Below are 17,705 nucleotides of genomic sequence, written 5' to 3'. Positions count from 1 at the left end.
ATCAAGAGCCTGACGATCAGGAGCGGGGATACCGACGCGACCGGGAAAACCCTCTACCTGCAAACGAACAACGCCCAGGGGCGGCAGAGCGTGCAGTTGGCCGCTACGAAGAACGGCAGTGGCGGAAGCACCGGCCCGACCGGCTACCCCTACATGAAGGCGAACGGCTACGTCGAACAGGTTCTCTGGACGAGCAGCAACGAGGCCGTCGCGTCGGTGGACGCGACCGGCCTCGTCACCGCCCACACCGGCGGGACGGCGACCGTCACCGCCAGCGTCTACGGCGGGAGGGTGAAGGCCACCTGCACGGTCAACGTCTCGGCGGTGACGGGGGTATCGCTGAGCCACACCGCCTATACCCTCTTCACCGGCGGCACGGCGGCTGAGACGCAGTTCACCCTCTCGGCCGCCCTGACGGGCGGGGTATCCAGCGACGAGCTGGAATGGACGAACAGCGATCCCGGCGCTACCGCGATGACAGTCGCGGCGGACGGGCGCAGTGCTACCATCGACGCCAGCGGCAAGACGGCAGGTAGCACGACGATCACCGCCTACATCAAGGGGGCGCCGGACACGGCGCAGTACAAGGCCAGCTGCACCGTCACGGTGGTGACGATTAACAGCCTCACCATGAATCCAACCGGCTACACCCTCTACATCCCGGGGCCGCCGCAGACGGTACAGCTGACCGCGACGGTAACGCCCAACGCCGCCCCGTTCTGGAGCAGCGGCAATCCGTCGGCGGCCACAGTGAATGAAACCGGGCTGGTTACGGCGGTCGCGCCGGGGAGCGCCATCGTCACAGCCTCCGTGGGCGGCAAGAGCGCCAACTGCGCCATCACGGTCAAGGACAGGATCGCTGTCACCTCGGTGACAGTCAGCGGGAACAACAACCTAGTGCGCACCAGCGACAATCTCAGTCCCACTTCCCAGCTTTCTGCCACCACCGATCCCCCCAACGTCACTTTCCCGGTGGTGACCTGGGCGAAGACCGGCGGCAGCGGGAATATCAACATCAACGCCTCGGGGCTGGTAACGGCGACTGCGGCGGGCAGTGCCACCTTCACCGCCACTGTGGACGGAATGACCAGCGCCCCCTACTCCGTTACCGTCACCGACCAGAAGGTCACAGGCATCACCATTGCCCAAAAGTCGGTGGACAAGGGCGGTACGGTGCAGATGAGCGCCACCGTGCGCCCCGCGAACGCCCTCAACCGGAATATTACCTGGTCGCTGGCCTCGGGGAATGTGGCTTCCATCAGTGCTGCCGGCCTGGTCACCGGCGGGGTCGGCGGAAACGGCACCATCACTGTACGCGCCAGCGCCGCCGACGGCTCGGGCGTGTCGGGGACCGGGACGGTCACTGTTAATGGGTGTGAGCATGCCCTCTCAGCCGGCGGCTACGGCAGCGGGGCGGGAACTTCGGGGAACCCTTGGATCGTGGCCAGCGCGGGACAGCTGCAACACGTCAACAGCCATTTGGCAGGACATTTCCGGCAGTCCGTCAACATCGACCTGTCCTCCTACGGGCAGTGGACCCCGATCGGGAATTTTGTTTCCGGCACCATCGACGCTCCCTTTACAGGACTTTACGATGGAAACGGAAAAATAATAACAGGTTGTAAAATCAACGGTGGCTTCCTACGCGGTTCATTATTCGGTTGTGTCAGCGGTTCGGGGGCAGGAGTAAAAAATTTATCCGCCCAAAATTTCACCATTAACGTTTCCAACGTAAACACCAGTGACACAAGCGCAGTCGTCAACTATTTGATGAATGGCGCCGTTGTCTCGGGGTGCCGGGTTCTCAATTCCACACTAACCTGCCATTATTCTGGAGCAAGCATCGTCGCTGCCATCTATGGAAATAGCCGGGTAGAAAATTGCTACGCTGACGGCAATACAGTTACAGGAACGAGTGTGGGTGGCATTACAAGCTGGATGCAGGAGAACGGAGCAATCAAAAATTGCTTCTCCTATTCCAATCGGCTAACCGCCAACGGTGGCGCGCTAGGTGGTATAGCAGCTCAAACCTTCAGCGGCTCTCCTGCCCTTTCCGGCAACTACTTCCTCAACTCCACCGCCTCCTACGGCGGCGGCAACCCCCTCACCAATACGGGCGCCACGCCGCTCGCCGCCGCAGCCTTCAAAAATTCTGCCAGCTTCTCCGGCTGGGACTTCTCCACCGTCTGGTACATGCCCGCGAACGGCAACTATCCCATGCTCCGTCACTTTACGCAATAGTACCACAAAGCCCCGGCCTGTAAACAGGCCGGGGCTTCTTATTCTCTCTTAGAAGTTCTTATACCTGGAACGCGTCGTGCACGGCGTTGAGGGCCTTTAAGGAATCCTCCTCGTCAATCAGCACCGAGATTTTGATCTCGCTCGTCGAAATCATGTGGATGTTGATGTTCGCTTCGCTCAACGCCTCGAACATCTTGGCCGCGACGCCGGGATTGGCGACCATTCCCGAGCCGACGACCGACACCTTGGAAACCGTCTTGTCGCAGGTGATCTGCTCGCAGCCGAGCACGTCCTTGATCTCCTCGAGCGCCTGCACCGCGATGTCGCTGTTCGAGCGGGAAACGGTGAAGGAAATATCCTTGGTCCCATGCCGTCCGATCGACTGCAGGATGATGTCCACGTTGATTTTGCGTGCGGCGAGCAGGGAAAATATCTTGAATGCGATACCCGGGACGTCCGGCACGCTGACGACCGAAACGCGCGCCACGTCGTTGTCCCTGGCAACGCCCCTGATTAACATTTTTTCCACCTTTATGACCTCCTTAACTTCGGTACCTGATTTCCTCTCGAGGCTCGAGAGCACTTCCAGCTTCACATTGTATTTTTTGGCCATCTCCACCGAACGGTTGTGCAGCACCTGTGCACCCAGCGAGGCCAGCTCGAGCATCTCGTCGTAGGTGATTTCGTCCAGCTTTCTGGCTGTTTTTACAAGGCGCGGGTCCGCGGTATAGACCCCGTCCACATCGGTGTAGATCTGGCACAGATCCGCACCGAGCACCGCCGCCAGCGCAACCGCGCTGGTATCCGACCCGCCCCGGCCCAAGGTGGTGATATCGTCGTAACGGTTCAGGCCCTGGAAGCCCGCCACGATGACAATGTTATGTTTATCAAGCTCGTTTTGCACGCGCTCCTTGTCAATCCGGCGAATCCGCGCGTTGCCGTGGTTGGAGTCGGTCACAAAGCCCGCCTGCCAGCCCGACAGGGATACCACCGGGAATCCCATACCCTCGATCGCCATGGCCACCAGCGAGGCCGAAATCAGCTCCCCGGTGGAGAGCAGCATATCCATCTCCCGCTTGCTGGCCTTGGGGTTGATTTCCCCCGCCTTTTCGATCAGATCGTCGGTGGTGTCGCCCTGGGCGGAAACCACCACCACCACCTCGTTGCCCGCCTTGTATGTATCGGTGATGATCGAGGCGACGTTTCTGACTCTTTGGGCGTTCGCCACCGACGAGCCCCCAAACTTCTGTACGATTATTCCCATTCTCCTTGCCTCCAACTCTGTTCAAAGCCTCCCGGCCGCGCTGCTGCGCCGCCATGGCCGGCCCGTCCTGATATATTGATCCGCTTCCCTATTATATGCCGCCCGGAAGCAAACCGTTTTTTGCCCCTGTGCTAGTCAAGCTTGGTCGCGGCGCCCCGGTTGTCGATGGAAAGCATTTGCAGCCGCCAGCCGTCCATCCCCCTCTCACCCAGGCGGGCGTTGCAGAGGCTTTCAAAGTCGAAAAGATCGGTGTTCACAATGGACATCACCGTCGGCCCCGCGCCGCTGACGAACGAGGCGTAGGCCCCGAACTCGTAGGACATTTCGAAGATGTCCTTTGCCCCCTTGATCAGCGGCAGCCGGTAGGGCTGGTGGAGCCTGTCCGCGCAGGCGACCCGCAGGTTCTGGTAATCCCCCGAGTAGAGCGAAACGCTCATCAGCGCCGCGCGGGAGAGGTTATACACCGCGTCCTTATGCGAAATCTCCAGCGGGATGACCTTGCGCGCCTTGGAGGTGCGCAGCTCGAAGTCCGGGATAAAGGCCGCGAACATCAGATCGTCCTTGATGGTCTGCTTGACGTGGTAGACCTCCCCCTCCTCGATGGCGGCGGTCACCAGTCCCCCCAGCAGCGCCGGGGCCACGTTGTCCGGGTGCCCCTCGAGCTTTACCGCCATGCGCAGCAGCGCCTCGTCGTCCAGCGGGCGGCCCATCAGCTCGTTGCCGGCGCAAAGCCCCCCCACGATGCACGCCGACGAGCTGCCCAACCCCCTGGCCATCGGGATGTTGTTAGTCTGCAAAATCCGCAGCCCGGGCAGCTCGCGCCCGCAGACGTCGTAGAGATACTTCACCGTCTTGTAGACCAGGTTCTGCTCGTCCTGCGGGATTTTCACCGCGTCCGCCGAGGAGATTTCCACCCGGTCGTATTCCTCGACCTCGAGGTAGTTATAGAGCGTCAGCGCCAGGCCGAGGGCGTCGAACCCCGAACCGAGGTTGGCGCTGGTCGCCGGTATCTTGACCTTCACCATTTCTTTATGGCTCCCCTTTTCACTCAGTAATCCAGCGTGCGGATGCACGAGAGCACCTCGACGCCGTCGCTTTGCATCTGCCGGCGCGCCGCGGCGATCCGCCGCTCGGTCATCTCCTCGGTGACGAAGGCGAACTCGTCGTCGTGCTCGCCGCCCCGGTGCAAGGTCCTGATGTTGCCGAAGCAGCTGACCGCCGTCTCCTTGGCGTGCACCCCCCGGCAGCGCACATAGACGCCGGCCGGGTAGTCCTCGTAGTTTCCGACCGTGTCAGCCTGCGAATCGGTCCAGCGCAGCGACTCGATGGTCCCCTGCGCCTTGGCGCAGTCGATGATGTCCCCCATCACCGCCGAGGCGGTGGGCAGCTTGCCCGCGCCCTTGCCGTAGAAGACCACGTCCCCGGTCGCGTCCGCGCGCACCAAAATGCCGTTGAACACGTCGTCCACCGTCGAGAGCTGGCTTTCGTGCGAGATCAGCGCCGGGGAGACCATCACCATCAGCTTGCCGCTCTCCAGGCGCTTGGCGCGGCCGATCAGCTTGATCACCCCGCCCCAGTCCTCGGCGTACTGCACGTCCTCCAAGGTCACCTTCGTGATCCCCTCGGTGTGCACCTCCTGCGGGTAGACGTGCTTGCCGTAGGCGAGGGAGGCCAGGATGCAGATCTTGCGGCAGGCGTCCTGCCCCTCAACGTCGGCGGTGGGGTCCTTTTCTGCGTAGCCCAGTTTCTGCGCCAGCGCCAAGGCATCCGAGAAGGACATCGACTCGCGGATCATCTTGGTGAGGATGAAGTTGGTGGTGCCGTTCAAAATCCCGGCGATCTCGTCGATCTGGTTGGCGGCCAGGCACATGTGCAGCGGGCGGATGATCGGTATCCCGCCGCCGACGCTGGCCTCGAACAGGTAGTTGACCCCATGCTCATGCGCCAGGGCGAGCAGCTCGGCCCCCTTCTGGGCGACGAGCTCCTTGTTCGAGGTGACCACGCTCTTGCCAGCGCAAAGCAGCGCCTTGGAATAGGAAAACGCGGGCTCGAGCCCGCCCATCACCTCGGCGACGATCTCCACCTCGGGATCCTTTAGAATCGTGTCGAAGTCGTGGATGACCCGGTCCGCGTAAGGACTGTCTGGAAAGTCGCGCAGATCGAGGATGTACTTGACCACGATCTCATCCCCGGCGCGGCCGCAAATGCTTTCCTTGTTCTTGTCGCAGAGCTCGACGACCCCCGAGCCGACGACCCCAAACCCCATAACCGCTATCTTTTTCATATCGAATCGACCTCGTTTCCTGTAGTGAGTGTCCAATTTATAAGTTATAAGTCAGATGTTGGTCGCGCGGACCACGCCGTCGAGGGACTGCATCATGGCGATGAGCTCATCCACCGATACCCGCCCGCTGTCCAGGCGCACGGCCAGCGAGACCGGCGCCACCCCGTCCACCGGAATGTTCTGGTTGACGGTGATGATGTTCGCCCCCGCCTTATACAGCTGGGTGAGCAGGTTGGAGAGCACCCCCGGTTCATCCTCCAGCGTGACGTAGAGGGTGGTCACGCTGTTTTGCAGGTGTTCGTCAAACCGGTGCACAAAGTCCTTGTACTTGTAATAGGCGCTGCGGGAAATCCCCGCCATGCGCGCGGCCTGGGAGGAGTTCTGCGCCTTCCCCTGCGCGATCAGCTGCTTTGCCCGCACCACACGCACAAAAATGTCGGGCGCGATGGTGGAATCAATCAGCAAATATTTCGGTGTTTCACTCATAAGTCCGCCTCCCAGAAACGTTTGTCCTGCCAATGGATACAATCTTACCATGCCACGGTTTCAACTACAATTGGCAAAATGGCCAAATATTCGCTTTTGTTCCGCCAATTCTTTCGCATACTCTAGGATACGCCGGATTGCTTTCTATTGCGACATCTTCTTAAAAATTTGTTTGTATGGCAAGGCCCCCTGTCTCTCCTTAAGAGACAGGGGGCCCGTTTGATTGGCTTACAGAGCGATCCTTCTGCCCGCGCATTCCCCGAGGAAAACTCCCAGAAGGCAGAGCAGCACGCTGCTCACCGCATAGGCCGTACCGAGCAACACTTTTCCGCCTTCAAAGAGGCGCAGCGCCTCGAGCGAGAAGGTGGAAAAGGTGGTGAACCCGCCGCAGACCCCGCTCTTCCAGAAGAGCATGCCGTTTTGGGAGAGCCTGCCACTCATTCCCACCACCAGGCCGATCAGCAGCGCGCCGCCGAGGTTGGTCAGCAGGGTGAGCACCGGGAACTCTCCGCGCACCGGCAGCAGGCTGATCAGATACCGGCAGACGGCGCCCAGCGCGCCGCCAAGGCCGACGAGCAACAATTTTATCATCATTTTATTCATCTCGCACTTTTGACGTACTGCGCCACCCCGCAGGCCTTGCCCTCGCGCAGGTAGAGCCTTGGCACCCGCTTGCCGATCAGGCAGACGATCTCATAATTGAAAGTGCTGCCCGCGCAAAGCGCCATCTGCTCGACCGTGACCGCGCAGGCGCCGTCCCGGCCGATGACGGTCACCTCGTCCCCGGCGCAGACCCCGTCGACCCCGGTGACGTCGAGCATCAGCTGGTCCATACAGACCCGGCCGATCACCGGCACCTCCTGACCGCGCACCAGCATGGTCCCCTTGGAGGAGAGCGCGCGGTGGTAGCCGTCGGCGTAGCCGATGGGCACGGTGGCGATCGTGGTCTCCTCCCCGGTGGTGTAGATCCTCCCGTAGCTGATATCCCGCCCGGCGGGGACCTTCTTGACCATCGATACGATGGTCTTGAGCTGCATGACCGGGTGCAGGTCGGCCTTCCCCGCGCAGCAGCCGTCCGGCAACAGCCCGTAGAGGATCAGCCCCGGGCGGACCATGTCGAGATGCATCTCGGGGAAGCGCAGGGTACCGGCGCTGTTGCAGCAATGCCGGATTTTGAAGGTGATCCCCCGGCTTGCGAGCTCCCCGCACACCGCCTGAAAGCGCGCGAACTGGCTGCGGGTATAGCCGTCCGAGGCCGGGTCGTCGGCCGCCGAAAAGTGGGTGAAGATCCCCTCGCAGCGAAGGCTTTCATAGCCATAGACCCGCTCGACCTGGTCGGCGCAACAGAGAGGATCGAACCCGTCGAACCCGATCCGGCCCATGCCGGTGTCGATCTTGATATGTACATCCACCTGCACCCCCAGGCTCTTGGCGCTTTGCTGCAGCTCGAGGGCGTACTCGGGAGAGAAAACCGTCTGGGTGACGCGGTATTTCGCCAGCTGGCCCGCCAGCTCGGGCGGGGTGGTTCCGAAGATCAGAATGGGGTTCTTAATCCCCCCCTCGCGCAAGGAGAGCGCCTCGTCGAGGTTGGAGACCCCGAACCAGTTGACCCCGCACTCCTCCATCTCACGCGCGCACCAGCGGTCCCCGTGCCCGTAGGCGTCCGCCTTGACCACGCCGAGGAGCATGCAGTCCTCCCGCAGCAGGGCGCGGATCTCGGCCAGATTGTGCCGCAGCGCATCGAGGTCGATCTGCGCCCAGGTGCGCCGAAGAAAATCAGTCATTGTCTCGCTTCCTTCTCTGCCATTTGGAAATGAAAAGATTCAGTGCGATCACATTGCACGCCACCGAAAGCACCAGGGTGAGGGTGATCAACACGGAAAGGGTGCTGTGAAAGAGCAGCAGCAGGTAGCCCAGCAGCAAGCCGGCCCCCAGCGCCAGGAAAATCCAAGCCAAATATTTTTTCACGTCAGGCTCCTTCGTATCATTTGATGACCCGTCCATCGACGGGACGGGCAAAGTACCGGTTATAAATATTATAATAGCCGCTTCGTGGCTATTATACCGCGAACGCAAAGCGTAAGTGGTATAATTGGCCATCGCCGTAGGCGGGCTACAGAAATATATAATAGCCGCTTCGTGGCTATTATACCGCGAACGCAAAGCGTAAGTGGTATAATTGGCCATCGCCGTAGGCGGGCTACAGAAATATATAATAGCCACTTCGTGGCTATTATACCACGAACGCAAAGCGTAAGTGGTATAATTGGCCATCGCCGTAGGCGGGCTACAGAAATATATAATAGCCGCTTCGTGGCTATTATACCGCGAACGCAAAGCGTAAGTGGTATAATTGGCCATCGCCGTAGGCGGGCTACAGAAATATATAATAGCCGCTTCGTGGCTATTATACCAAAAAGGCACGCCGGATACAATCATTCTGCCGCAATGCCTGTCAGAGTTTAGACAAAAAGTAATTGTACCCTTGTGGGATTTAGGGTATAATCAAAGGGTAGAATATTCTCCTCATAGGGGAGCGATGAAAACGTTTTGAAAGGAAGCTACCACCATGAAAGAATTTGAGTATACCATCAAGGATGAGCTCGGCCTCCACGCCCGCCCGGCGGGCCTGCTGGTCAAGCAGGCGGCCACCTACCAAAGCAAGCTGACGATCGAAAAAGTCGGAGGGAAAAGCGCCGACCTCAAGCGGCTGTTCGGGGTGATGGGTCTGGCCGTCAAGTGCGGCGAGACCGTCAAGGTCACCGCCGAGGGCGAGGACGAGGCGGCCGCCGCCGAAGCGCTGGAGGAATTCTTCAAGGCCAACTTCTAACATGTAACACAACAGCGGAGGAAGCTATGGAACAGATTAAGGGTGTTGCCGCCTCGAAGGGAATTTCGATCGGCAGCGTATTGCTCTATCAAACCGGCGATCCAAAGGTTTCAAAAAAGCAAACAAACGACGTGCTGGGGGAGATCGCCCGGTTCGAGGCCGCGGTGCAGACCGCGGTGGCGACCCTGGGCGAGCTGCACGAGCGCGCGCTTCAGACGGTGGGTGAAAAGGAGGCCGCGGTCTTCGAAATCCACCAGATGATGCTCGAGGATCTCGACTTTCTCGAAGGGGTCAAGGACTGCATTACCTCTGAGAGCTGCAACGCGGAGTACGCCGTGCAGCAGGCCGGCGGCCAGCTCGCCGAGATGTTCGCCGGTATGGACGACGAATACATGCGCGAGCGCGCGAGCGACGTGCGGGACGTTTCCGCGCGGGTGGTGCGGGTGCTCTGCGGCTGCGACGGCAACCCCCTCGAGGGGGTCAAGGGACAGGTGATCGTGGCGGCCGAGGACCTCATGCCCAGCGAGACCATCCAGATGGATACCTCCAAGGTGCTCGCCTTCGTCACCCGGCTGGGCAGCAAGATTTCCCATTCGGCCATTTTGGCGCGCACCATGGGAATCCCGGCAGTGGTCGGGCTGCGCGAGGGGTTCGACACCCTCAAGGCCGGGCAGGAGATCATCGTGGACGGCTTTAATGGCGACGTCTACCTGGGCCCGGACGAAAAGACCCTCGCCCACTTTAAAAATGAGCGGGACCTCTATCTCGAAAAGAAGCGGGTGCTGCGCAGCCTGATCGGCAAACGCGCCGTCAGCCTGGACGGCAAGGAGATCGAAATCAACGCGAACATCGGCCACCCGGCTGACATCGCGCTGTGCGAAGAGAACGACGCGGGCGGTATCGGATTGTTCCGCAGCGAGTTCCTTTATATGGAGTCGCAGGACTTCCCGAGCGAGGATTTCCAGTTCGAGAGCTACCGGGACATCCTGCAAAAGATGGCGGGCAAGCGGGTGATCGTGCGCACGCTGGACCTGGGGGCCGACAAGCACGCGCCCTACTTTAAGCTGCCGCACGAGGACAACCCCGCAATGGGCTACCGGGCGATCCGCATCTGCCTGCGCCAGCCGGACATCTTCATCACCCAGCTGCGGGCGCTGCACCGCGCCTCGGTCTTTGGAAAGCTGGCCATCATGTTCCCGATGATCACCTCCCTAAAGGAAGTGCTGGAGATCAAAAAGGTGGTCGCGCTGGTCAAGTGCCAGCTCGACGAGGAACATATCCCTTACTCCAAAGAGATCGAATACGGGATCATGATCGAAACCCCGGCCGCCGTGATGGCGACCGACCTGCTCGCGCGCGAGGTCGATTTCTTCAGCATTGGCACCAACGACCTGACCCAGTATACCCTGGCGTGCGACCGGATGAACGCAAGCCTCAGCGAGCTGTACGACCCGCGCAACCTGTCGGTGCTGCGCATGATCGCGCTGACGGTGCGCAACGCGCACAAGGCCGGGATCTGGGCGGGAATCTGCGGGGAGAGCGCGGGCGACCTCGAGCTGACCGGCCTCTATCTCAAGCTGGGGGTGGATGAGCTCTCGGTCTCGCCCGCCTCGGTGCTCGAGGTGCGCAACAAGGTGCTGCACACCGATTCCCGTGAGGTGGATGACAGCATGCTCAACCTGTATACCGTCTGAAAACCGGGGAACCCTAACAGCAGGAAGGAAGCGAGGCGTCATGTTTTCATTTCTAAAAGGCAAGCAACCCCCCGCACTGGCCGCTCCCCTGAGCGGGCGGGTAATCCCGATTGACGAGGTACCCGACCCGGTCTTTGCCCAAAAGGTGCTCGGCGACGGGGTCGGGATCGTCCCCTCGGACGGCGCGCTGCTCGCGCCGGCGGACGGGACCGTGATCCAGGTGGCCGAGACCCTGCACGCCGTGGGGATCGAAACGGCGGACGGGCTCGAGCTGCTGATCCACCTGGGGATCGACACGGTGAAGCTGGGCGGCGAGGGCTTCCGGTGCCTGGTCAAGGAGGGTCAGAAGGTTAAGAAGGGCGAGAGGCTGCTCGAAATGGACCTCGCGTTCTTACGCGGGAAGGGGTTCGACACCACCTCCCCCTTCATCATCACCAATCCCGACCGGGTCGCCTCTCTACAGCCGCTGGTCGGCGAGGCCGTCGCCGGGGAGACGACGGTTTTGCGCTATAAAATGAAATAGCCGGGCGGAAGCCGTTGGCTTTCGCGGCGGGGCTGGCATGTCCATTTGCTTCGCTTGCGCCCGGCAGCAAATAAACAGGGGAAGGGCCCGCCGACGTGGCGGGCCCTTCCGTTTGGCGAAAATAAAACTCCTCACACCCAAACAGGGCATGAGGCAGTAAAAGTAAAAGGGGGATTTATCAGTTTACCGCTCGTCGCAGTAAAAAACAGGGGTTTATCTCATGGCCGGCCCACGGTCATGGCCATTTTTATTGCTTCGCGTGCGCTCAGCAATAAAAAATCACACCAGCTCGGACAGCTCGCCCAAGCACTTTTTGCAGATATTTTTGCCGTTATAGGTGACGATGTCGGTGCTGGCCTGGCAGAAGATGCACGCCGGCTCGTACTTCTTGAGCATGATCTGGCTGCCGTCCACGAAGATTTCCAGCGAATCCTTCTCATTGATGTCCAGCGTTCTGCGCAGCTCGATCGGGAGCACGACGCGGCCAAGCTCGTCTACTTTTCTCACAATTCCGGTGGATTTCATTTTACATGCATTCCTTTCTAAAGCGGGTCTCTGAGTGTTTTTCCTAGTCCAAGGCACACAGCCTAACGTACCGCTTCTACCCCGCCCCCAGGGAAGGGGCAAACAAACATAAGCCCGGGTCATAAATCGTATACTATACGGAAGCGCTGCCGTCCCATTCGGGACGGGAGACTGTATTCTTGGGTAGGTGTTTGTCATGATGAATGTTCTTTTTGCGGGAATGATCGCACTCTCGCTGCTCTTTGGACTCCTGAACGGCCAATTGTCCGCAGTATCCGAGGCTGCGCTGAATGAAAGTGTAGGCGCCGTCGAACTGGTCATCAAGCTGTGCGGGGGGATGTGCCTGTGGAGCGGCCTGATGAAGGTTGCCCAACGCTCCGGCCTCACCGACCGGATCGCCAAGTGGATGTCCCCCATCCTGCGCCCGCTCTTTCGCGACGTGCCGCCCGGCAGCCGCGCCTTCGAGCTCATCAGCATGAACATGACGGCAAGCCTTTTAGGCCTGGGCAACGCGGTGACTCCGCTCGGGATCGCCGCCATGCGGGAGCTGGAGGGCTATAACCCCAAGGCCTCCCGCGCCAGCGACAGCATGGTGATGTTCGTCGTGCTCAACACCGCATCCCTGCAGATCATTCCCACCACCACGGCCATGCTCCGGCTCGCCGCCGGCTCCGCCGCCCCGATGGAAATCCTGCCCGCCGTCTGGGTCGCCTCGCTTTGCTCAGTCCTCAGCGGAGTACTGATGGTGACAGCGTTGAAACCGCTTTTTCGTTAGGAAACGACCGCTTTCATCATCTGGTTTTAGTTTACAGGATATTACTTCCATTGTCAATAGGAAAATGTGAAAAATTTGGATTTTATTGCAAATTGTTGGTAATTAATGGATATTATTTCGGCGTTTTTGTCGAATCTTTAACAATATCGCACGCTTTAAATCGCGAATCAATCCGATGGTTATGCGGGTTTAATCGGAAACATAAATTCCGTTCCCGGGAACAGGCACAAACACTGTTCCATATTTTAGAAGTTTTATCCATCCGATGGAAATTCGTACACAAATTGTCCAAATATTGACCGCAGCCCCGCAAACCCGCGCGGCGCGCTGCGGGTTTTTAGGGTAAATTGGCGGAATTTCCTCCCTGAATTGGGATTGTAAACTAATGTTCTTGTGCTATAATAAGAGGTACGGTCGTGTCATGAGAAAAGCAAGGGGATTTCCCATCTGCGCGCAAATTGGACAGGCCGTTTATTTTTGGTTTACTCTTGGATCGGGCGGGTGGTTTACAGTGCTCAGCTATTACAAAACAGTTGACAACAAGGTGACCGCCCTTTCGGCCCCGGAGGAAGGGTGCTGGATTTGTGCCATCGCCCCCAGCGAGCCGGAGATCGAAAACCTGACCCGGCGCCTGGGCGTGGATGCGGGCTTTGTGCGCGCCGCGCTGGACGAGGAAGAGGCCTCGCGCATCGAGCGCGAGGAGGATCAGACATTGATCATCGTGGACCTTCCGATCGCGCAAAAAGAGGAAGAAAAAACGATCATTTATTCCACCGTCCCGATGGGTATAATCATTACTGAGAAGAATATAATAACGGTGTGCCTGAGCGAAAATTCCGTCGTATCCGAGCTGTCCCGCGGCCTTGTCAAAAACGTGCGGACCCAGATGAAAACACAGTTTCTGCTGGTCCTGCTGCTGCGGATCGCGACCCGGTTTTTGCAATACTTAAAGCAGATCGACAAGATCAGCGACTACTCGGAAAAACAGTTGCACAAGACCATGCGCAACAAGGAGCTCATCCAGCTGCTCGGGCTCGAAAAGTCCCTGGTTTACTTCTCCACCTCTTTAAAGTCCAACGAGGTGACGCTTGAGAAGATACACCGCGGACGGATCATCAAGCTCTACGAGGACGACGAGGAGCTGCTCGAGGATGTGCTTATCGAGATCCGCCAGGCGGTCGAGATGTGCGGGATCTACACCAACATCCTCTCGAACACCATGGACGCTTTCTCCTCGATCATCAACAACAACCTGAACATCGTCATGAAGATCCTCACCTCTCTGACGGTCCTGATGGCGATTCCCACCATGATCTCCGGCATCTGGGGGATGAACGTGCACAACCTCCCGAGCGTCAATTTCTGGTTCCCGATTGCGCTCGCCGCCGGCCTTACCCTCTTGGCGGCCCTGATCCTCTGGATCAAGGGCATGTTTAAATGAGAATTTTCCGTCCCGCGAAGCCGTTCGCGCTTCGCGGCCGTTGCCGTGCCCTGGTGGCGCGCGCGGATGATTTTATGATAAATTTAAGGAGAGTACCGCGTTGGAAAAGTTTGTGATTTCAGGCGGAATCCCGCTCCGGGGCGATGTCACCATCAGCGGCGCGAAAAATGCCGCTGTTGCGATCATTCCGGCCACCATTCTCGCCGGCGGCCGCTGCGTGATCGAGAATATTCCGAATATCAGCGACGTCACCATCCTCTTCAAGATCCTTCGGGAGCTGGGAGCGACGGTCAAAATGGTGAACAAGTCCACCGTGATGATCGACACCTCCCACATCAACGACCCGATCGTCCCCTACGAACTCGCGCGGCTGATGCGCGCTTCCTATTATTTTCTGGGCGCCCTGCTCGGACGCTACAACCTCGCCAGCGTTTCGATGCCCGGCGGGTGCGATTTGGGCGCCCGGCCGATCGACCAACACATCAAGGGCTTCGAGGCCCTGGGCGTGGACGTTTCGATCGACCATGGCATGGTCAACGCAAAGTGCGACACCATGCTCGGCGCGCACATCTATTTCGACGTGGTCTCGGTCGGCGCGACCATCAATCTGATGCTCGCCTCGGTCAAGGCCAAGGGCCTGACCATCCTGGAGAACGTGGCCAAGGAGCCGCACATCGTGGACCTGGCCAACTTCTTAAACTCGATGGGCGCGGATATCCGCGGCGCCGGTACCGACGTGATCAAAATCCACGGCGTGGACCTCCTGCACGGGACCAACTATTCCATCATCCCCGATCAGATCGAGGCGGGCACCTATATGGTGGCCGCGGCCGCGACCGGCGGGGACGTCTATGTGCGGGGCGTGATCCCCAAGCATCTTGAATCGATCACCCAGAAGCTGGTCAAGGCGGGCGCGCAGGTGGACGAGTACGACGACTATGTGCACGTCACCCGCACCGGCCCGGTCTGCAAGGTCAACATCAAAACCCTGCCCCACCCCGGCTTCCCGACCGATATGCAGCCGCAGATCACCGCGCTGCTCACCCTGGCGGATGGCACGAGCATCGTGACCGAGGGCGTTTGGGACAACCGCTTCCGGTATGCGGACGAGCTCTGCCGAATGGGGGCCAACATCCAGGTGGACGGCAAGGTGGCGGTGATCGAGGGGGTCCCCGAACTCAAGGCGGCCCCGGTCAAGGCGACCGACCTGCGCGCCGGCGCGGCGCTGCTGATCGCCGCCTTGGTCGCCCACGGCACCAGCGAGATCGAGGACATCCACCACATCGAACGCGGATATGAAAACATCTGCGAAAAACTGCAGGGGTTGGGCGCCAACATCAAAAAGGTGATCCTCCCGGATTCGGAGATGGCCAAGGCCCTGTAGCATCCCTAGTATTCGTTTGCGACCGGATATTTATTCCCCGAACGGGGAATCCCTACATAGTCAAGGGGCATGTGCCCCTCCCAAAGAAACATGGGTTTATCATTTGTGCGGTTCAATGAGGAGCGCACATTTTTCCTTTTTTGAAAGGAGGAGCCATGACCCAGCTGTTTACCCTCTTCAGCTCCAGCGCCGGGAACTGTGCCTGTCTTTCGAGCGGCGCCACCACCCTGCTCATCGATGCGGGCGGGAATTGCAAGAAAATTTCCGAGGCGCTGCTGGGCCATGGGATTGATCCGCAGAGCCTGAACGGAATCTTGCTCACCCATGAGCACACCGACCACATCTCGGCGCTCAAGGTTTTGCTCAAGCGCTGCCCGGTGCCGGTCTACTCGCGGCCCGGGACTCTGCAGTATCTGGCCGACCACGACCTGGTCCCGCCAAACGCCGACCTGATCCCGGTGGAGGAGGGCGGCGTCATCGGAGACATCTCCTTCGCCGTCTTCCCCACCCTGCACGACTGCGCCGATCCCTGCGGGTATACCTTTTCTCTGCCGGACGGCAGGAAGATCGGGGTGGCGACCGACCTCGGGCGGTTCACCGACGTGGTGTTCGACAGCCTCTGCGGCAGCGACATCGTGGTGCTGGAATCCAATTACGACCGCAATATGCTGGAGGTTTCGGGTTATCCCTACCCGCTGATCCGCCGGATCAAGAGCGACACCGGCCACCTCTCCAACGACGACTGCGCCGGTGCGGTGCTGCGCCTGGTCCGCCAGGGGGTACGGCGGCTGATCCTGGCGCACACCAGCAAGCAGAACAACTTCGAGGAGTTGGCCTGGCGCACTACATACGACACCCTGCAGCAGGAGGACTTACAGCCGGACGAGATCACGCTGGAGGTCGCGCCGAAATTCACCTGCTCACCGGTCATCGCGGTATAGGCGGATGATGAACGTCACCGTCCTGGCCGTCGGAAAATTAAAAGAACGCTACCTCACCGACGGCTGCCGGGAATATGAAAAGAGGCTCGGCGCATTCTGCAAGCTGAACCTGGTGGAACTGCCCGAGCACCGTCTGCCGGACAATCCCTCCGCGGCAGAGATTCAAAACGGGATCGAGCGGGAGGGAGACATGATCCTGGCAAAAATCCCTGCCGGCAGCACGACCGTCGCGCTGTGCATCGAGGGCAGGCAGCTTTCCTCCGAGGAGTTGGCCGCCCAGATCGAAAAACTGGGGATTGCGGGAAACAGCAGCCTTTGCTTCATCATCGGCGGTTCCTGGGGGTTGTCTGGGCGGGTAAAGGAGCGCTGCGCACTGCGCCTCTCCATGTCCCGGATGACCTTCCCGCACCAGCTGGCAAGGCTGCTGCTGCTCGAACAACTGTACCGCGCCTTCTCGATTCTTAACCACTCAAAATATCACAAATAGTATAAAAGGCGCACATTCTACAGAATGTGCGCCTTTTTGCAACATTTAATCCTCCAAGGTCGGAAGCCGCCGGATATTGGGGTCGGTAAAGATGTCATAGTCGTCCCGGGACTGGGTGCTGAACTCGGAGATGATTGCGCCCTCGTCCCCGGCCTGGAACCAGTGGCGGGTATCCGGCTGCATGGTATACTGCTCCCCTGGGTGCAGGATAACCTCATGCCACACGGTATACCACGCTTCGCTGCCCTCGGGCGGCCGGCAGGCGGGGGAAGCGGCCGGTTCCCCTTCTATATATAGGTAACAGGTGCCATACCGGCAACGGAAAGTCTCCTCTTTGCCGATAAAGCCGATCTCCTGGAGCGGCGCGTGCCGGTGTTCCGGACAGGTCTGTCGGGGGAATAGGACCATCTCCTTGGCGCAACAGCGGGCGGTATTCACATAAGTGACCAGCTGCAGACCGGTCCGCTCAAGGTCGTCGAGGCCGAAGTCGGCCACCTCGAGATTTTCCTTCTCACTTTCGGTCAATACGATCTGGGCGCGCTCGAAGTATTCCAGCGCTTTGCGGCGTGCCTCTTCATAAACGGCCTTTTTCATGGATATTCCTCCTCATATGTTCTGAGATCCGCTCCATTTCACCCCTCTATCATAACCTGTCAAATTCCTTTTGTAAACCACTTTTTCATGTTAAAAATACAGACCAGAACATGATTATGTTCTGGTCTGTATCAAAAAACATGGCTCCCCAAGTTGGACTCGAACCAACGACCCTGCGGTTAACAGCCGCATGCTCTACCAACTGAGCTATTGAGGAAAATGGGATAGCTGCTCAA

The 17,705-nt window shown here is 59.4% G+C and carries 18 protein-coding genes and 1 tRNA gene; 9 read left to right on the top strand and 10 right to left on the bottom strand.

Annotated elements, in window-relative coordinates; translation table 11 throughout:
• Positions 1-2,241 (top strand): Ig-like domain-containing protein (locus EDD78_RS13795; RefSeq protein WP_207668688.1); only part of this gene is annotated, 2,241 nt, incomplete at its 5' end.
• 58 nt (positions 2,242-2,299) lie between these two features.
• Here EDD78_RS13795 and EDD78_RS13790 read toward each other — a convergent pair.
• The 7 genes from EDD78_RS13790 to EDD78_RS13760 form a co-directional block, all read right to left on the bottom strand.
• Entirely contained in the window at positions 2,300-3,505 is a 1,206-nt protein-coding gene (locus EDD78_RS13790) for an aspartate kinase (RefSeq protein WP_079699862.1), read from the bottom strand.
• A 131-nt stretch (positions 3,506-3,636) separates the two neighbouring features.
• Positions 3,637-4,530, bottom strand: a complete 894-nt coding sequence (gene thrB, locus EDD78_RS13785) for a homoserine kinase (RefSeq protein WP_079699863.1) — start codon at positions 4,528-4,530, stop codon at positions 3,637-3,639.
• A gap of 23 nt (positions 4,531-4,553) precedes the next feature.
• Complete coding sequence (locus EDD78_RS13780; RefSeq protein WP_079699864.1) at positions 4,554-5,789, bottom strand: homoserine dehydrogenase; 1,236 nt, start codon at positions 5,787-5,789, stop codon at positions 4,554-4,556.
• Between the two features lie 51 nt (positions 5,790-5,840).
• Positions 5,841-6,275: an ACT domain-containing protein gene (locus EDD78_RS13775; RefSeq protein ID WP_079699865.1), complete on the bottom strand. Its 435-nt coding sequence runs from the start codon at positions 6,273-6,275 to the stop codon at positions 5,841-5,843.
• A 228-nt stretch (positions 6,276-6,503) separates the two neighbouring features.
• On the bottom strand, positions 6,504-6,869 hold the full coding sequence (locus EDD78_RS13770) for a fluoride efflux transporter FluC (RefSeq protein WP_350308591.1): 366 nt from the start codon (positions 6,867-6,869) through the stop codon (positions 6,504-6,506).
• A 5-nt stretch (positions 6,870-6,874) separates the two neighbouring features.
• Positions 6,875-8,059: an alanine racemase gene (gene alr / locus EDD78_RS13765; RefSeq protein ID WP_132085319.1), complete on the bottom strand. Its 1,185-nt coding sequence runs from the start codon at positions 8,057-8,059 to the stop codon at positions 6,875-6,877.
• Entirely contained in the window at positions 8,052-8,243 is a 192-nt protein-coding gene (locus EDD78_RS13760; protein WP_079699867.1) for a hypothetical protein, read from the bottom strand. The genes alr and EDD78_RS13760 overlap by 8 nt, the downstream gene beginning before the upstream one ends.
• Positions 8,244-8,844: 601 nt before the next feature.
• Between EDD78_RS13760 and EDD78_RS13755 the strand changes: the two genes are divergently transcribed.
• From EDD78_RS13755 to EDD78_RS13745, 3 genes are read left to right on the top strand one after another with little or no spacing between them, the layout of a single operon-like run.
• A complete protein-coding gene (locus EDD78_RS13755; protein WP_132085318.1) occupies positions 8,845-9,105 on the top strand; it encodes an HPr family phosphocarrier protein in 261 nt (86 codons plus the stop codon).
• A gap of 26 nt (positions 9,106-9,131) precedes the next feature.
• Entirely contained in the window at positions 9,132-10,799 is a 1,668-nt protein-coding gene (gene ptsP / locus EDD78_RS13750) for a phosphoenolpyruvate--protein phosphotransferase (RefSeq protein WP_132085317.1), read from the top strand.
• A 40-nt stretch (positions 10,800-10,839) separates the two neighbouring features.
• The gene (locus EDD78_RS13745; protein ID WP_159449028.1) at positions 10,840-11,322 is read left to right on the top strand and encodes a PTS sugar transporter subunit IIA; all 483 of its coding nucleotides are present in this window, start codon (positions 10,840-10,842) and stop codon (positions 11,320-11,322) included.
• A gap of 279 nt (positions 11,323-11,601) precedes the next feature.
• On the opposite strand, the gene EDD78_RS13740 is transcribed toward EDD78_RS13745, so the two are convergent.
• Positions 11,602-11,847: an AbrB/MazE/SpoVT family DNA-binding domain-containing protein gene (locus EDD78_RS13740; RefSeq protein ID WP_079699871.1), complete on the bottom strand. Its 246-nt coding sequence runs from the start codon at positions 11,845-11,847 to the stop codon at positions 11,602-11,604.
• Between the two features lie 199 nt (positions 11,848-12,046).
• Here EDD78_RS13740 and EDD78_RS13735 point away from each other — a divergent pair, with 199 nt between their 5' ends.
• The 5 genes from EDD78_RS13735 (at position 12,047) to rlmH (ending at position 16,875) form a co-directional block, all read left to right on the top strand.
• Positions 12,047-12,622: a nucleoside recognition domain-containing protein gene (locus EDD78_RS13735; RefSeq protein ID WP_079700480.1), complete on the top strand. Its 576-nt coding sequence runs from the start codon at positions 12,047-12,049 to the stop codon at positions 12,620-12,622.
• Positions 12,623-13,133: 511 nt separating this feature from the next.
• Positions 13,134-14,063: a magnesium transporter CorA family protein gene (locus EDD78_RS13730; protein ID WP_079699872.1), complete on the top strand. Its 930-nt coding sequence runs from the start codon at positions 13,134-13,136 to the stop codon at positions 14,061-14,063.
• Between the two features lie 100 nt (positions 14,064-14,163).
• Positions 14,164-15,447 carry a UDP-N-acetylglucosamine 1-carboxyvinyltransferase gene (gene murA / locus EDD78_RS13725; RefSeq protein WP_079699873.1) on the top strand — a complete coding sequence of 428 codons (1,284 nt, stop codon included), beginning with the start codon at positions 14,164-14,166 and terminating at the stop codon, positions 15,445-15,447.
• Between the two features lie 155 nt (positions 15,448-15,602).
• The gene (locus tag EDD78_RS13720; RefSeq protein ID WP_132085315.1) at positions 15,603-16,388 is read left to right on the top strand and encodes an MBL fold metallo-hydrolase; all 786 of its coding nucleotides are present in this window, start codon (positions 15,603-15,605) and stop codon (positions 16,386-16,388) included.
• 4 nt (positions 16,389-16,392) lie between these two features.
• The gene (gene rlmH / locus EDD78_RS13715) at positions 16,393-16,875 is read left to right on the top strand and encodes a 23S rRNA (pseudouridine(1915)-N(3))-methyltransferase RlmH (RefSeq protein ID WP_132085314.1); all 483 of its coding nucleotides are present in this window, start codon (positions 16,393-16,395) and stop codon (positions 16,873-16,875) included.
• Between the two features lie 45 nt (positions 16,876-16,920).
• Here the strand turns inward: rlmH and EDD78_RS13710 are convergent, their stop codons facing one another.
• Both EDD78_RS13710 and EDD78_RS13705 read right to left on the bottom strand, forming a co-directional pair.
• Complete coding sequence (locus tag EDD78_RS13710) at positions 16,921-17,469, bottom strand: cupin domain-containing protein (protein ID WP_132085313.1); 549 nt, start codon at positions 17,467-17,469, stop codon at positions 16,921-16,923.
• Positions 17,470-17,610: 141 nt separating this feature from the next.
• Positions 17,611-17,686 (bottom strand) — tRNA-Asn (locus EDD78_RS13705).
• Positions 17,687-17,705: the final 19 nt, after the last annotated feature.

The organism is Harryflintia acetispora, from assembly GCA_004340125.1.
Taxonomy (GTDB): Bacteria; Bacillota; Clostridia; order Oscillospirales; family Ruminococcaceae; genus Harryflintia; species Harryflintia acetispora.
Note: the sequence above shows the minus strand (reverse complement) of the source record. Positions and strands in the feature narration are given on the sequence as shown.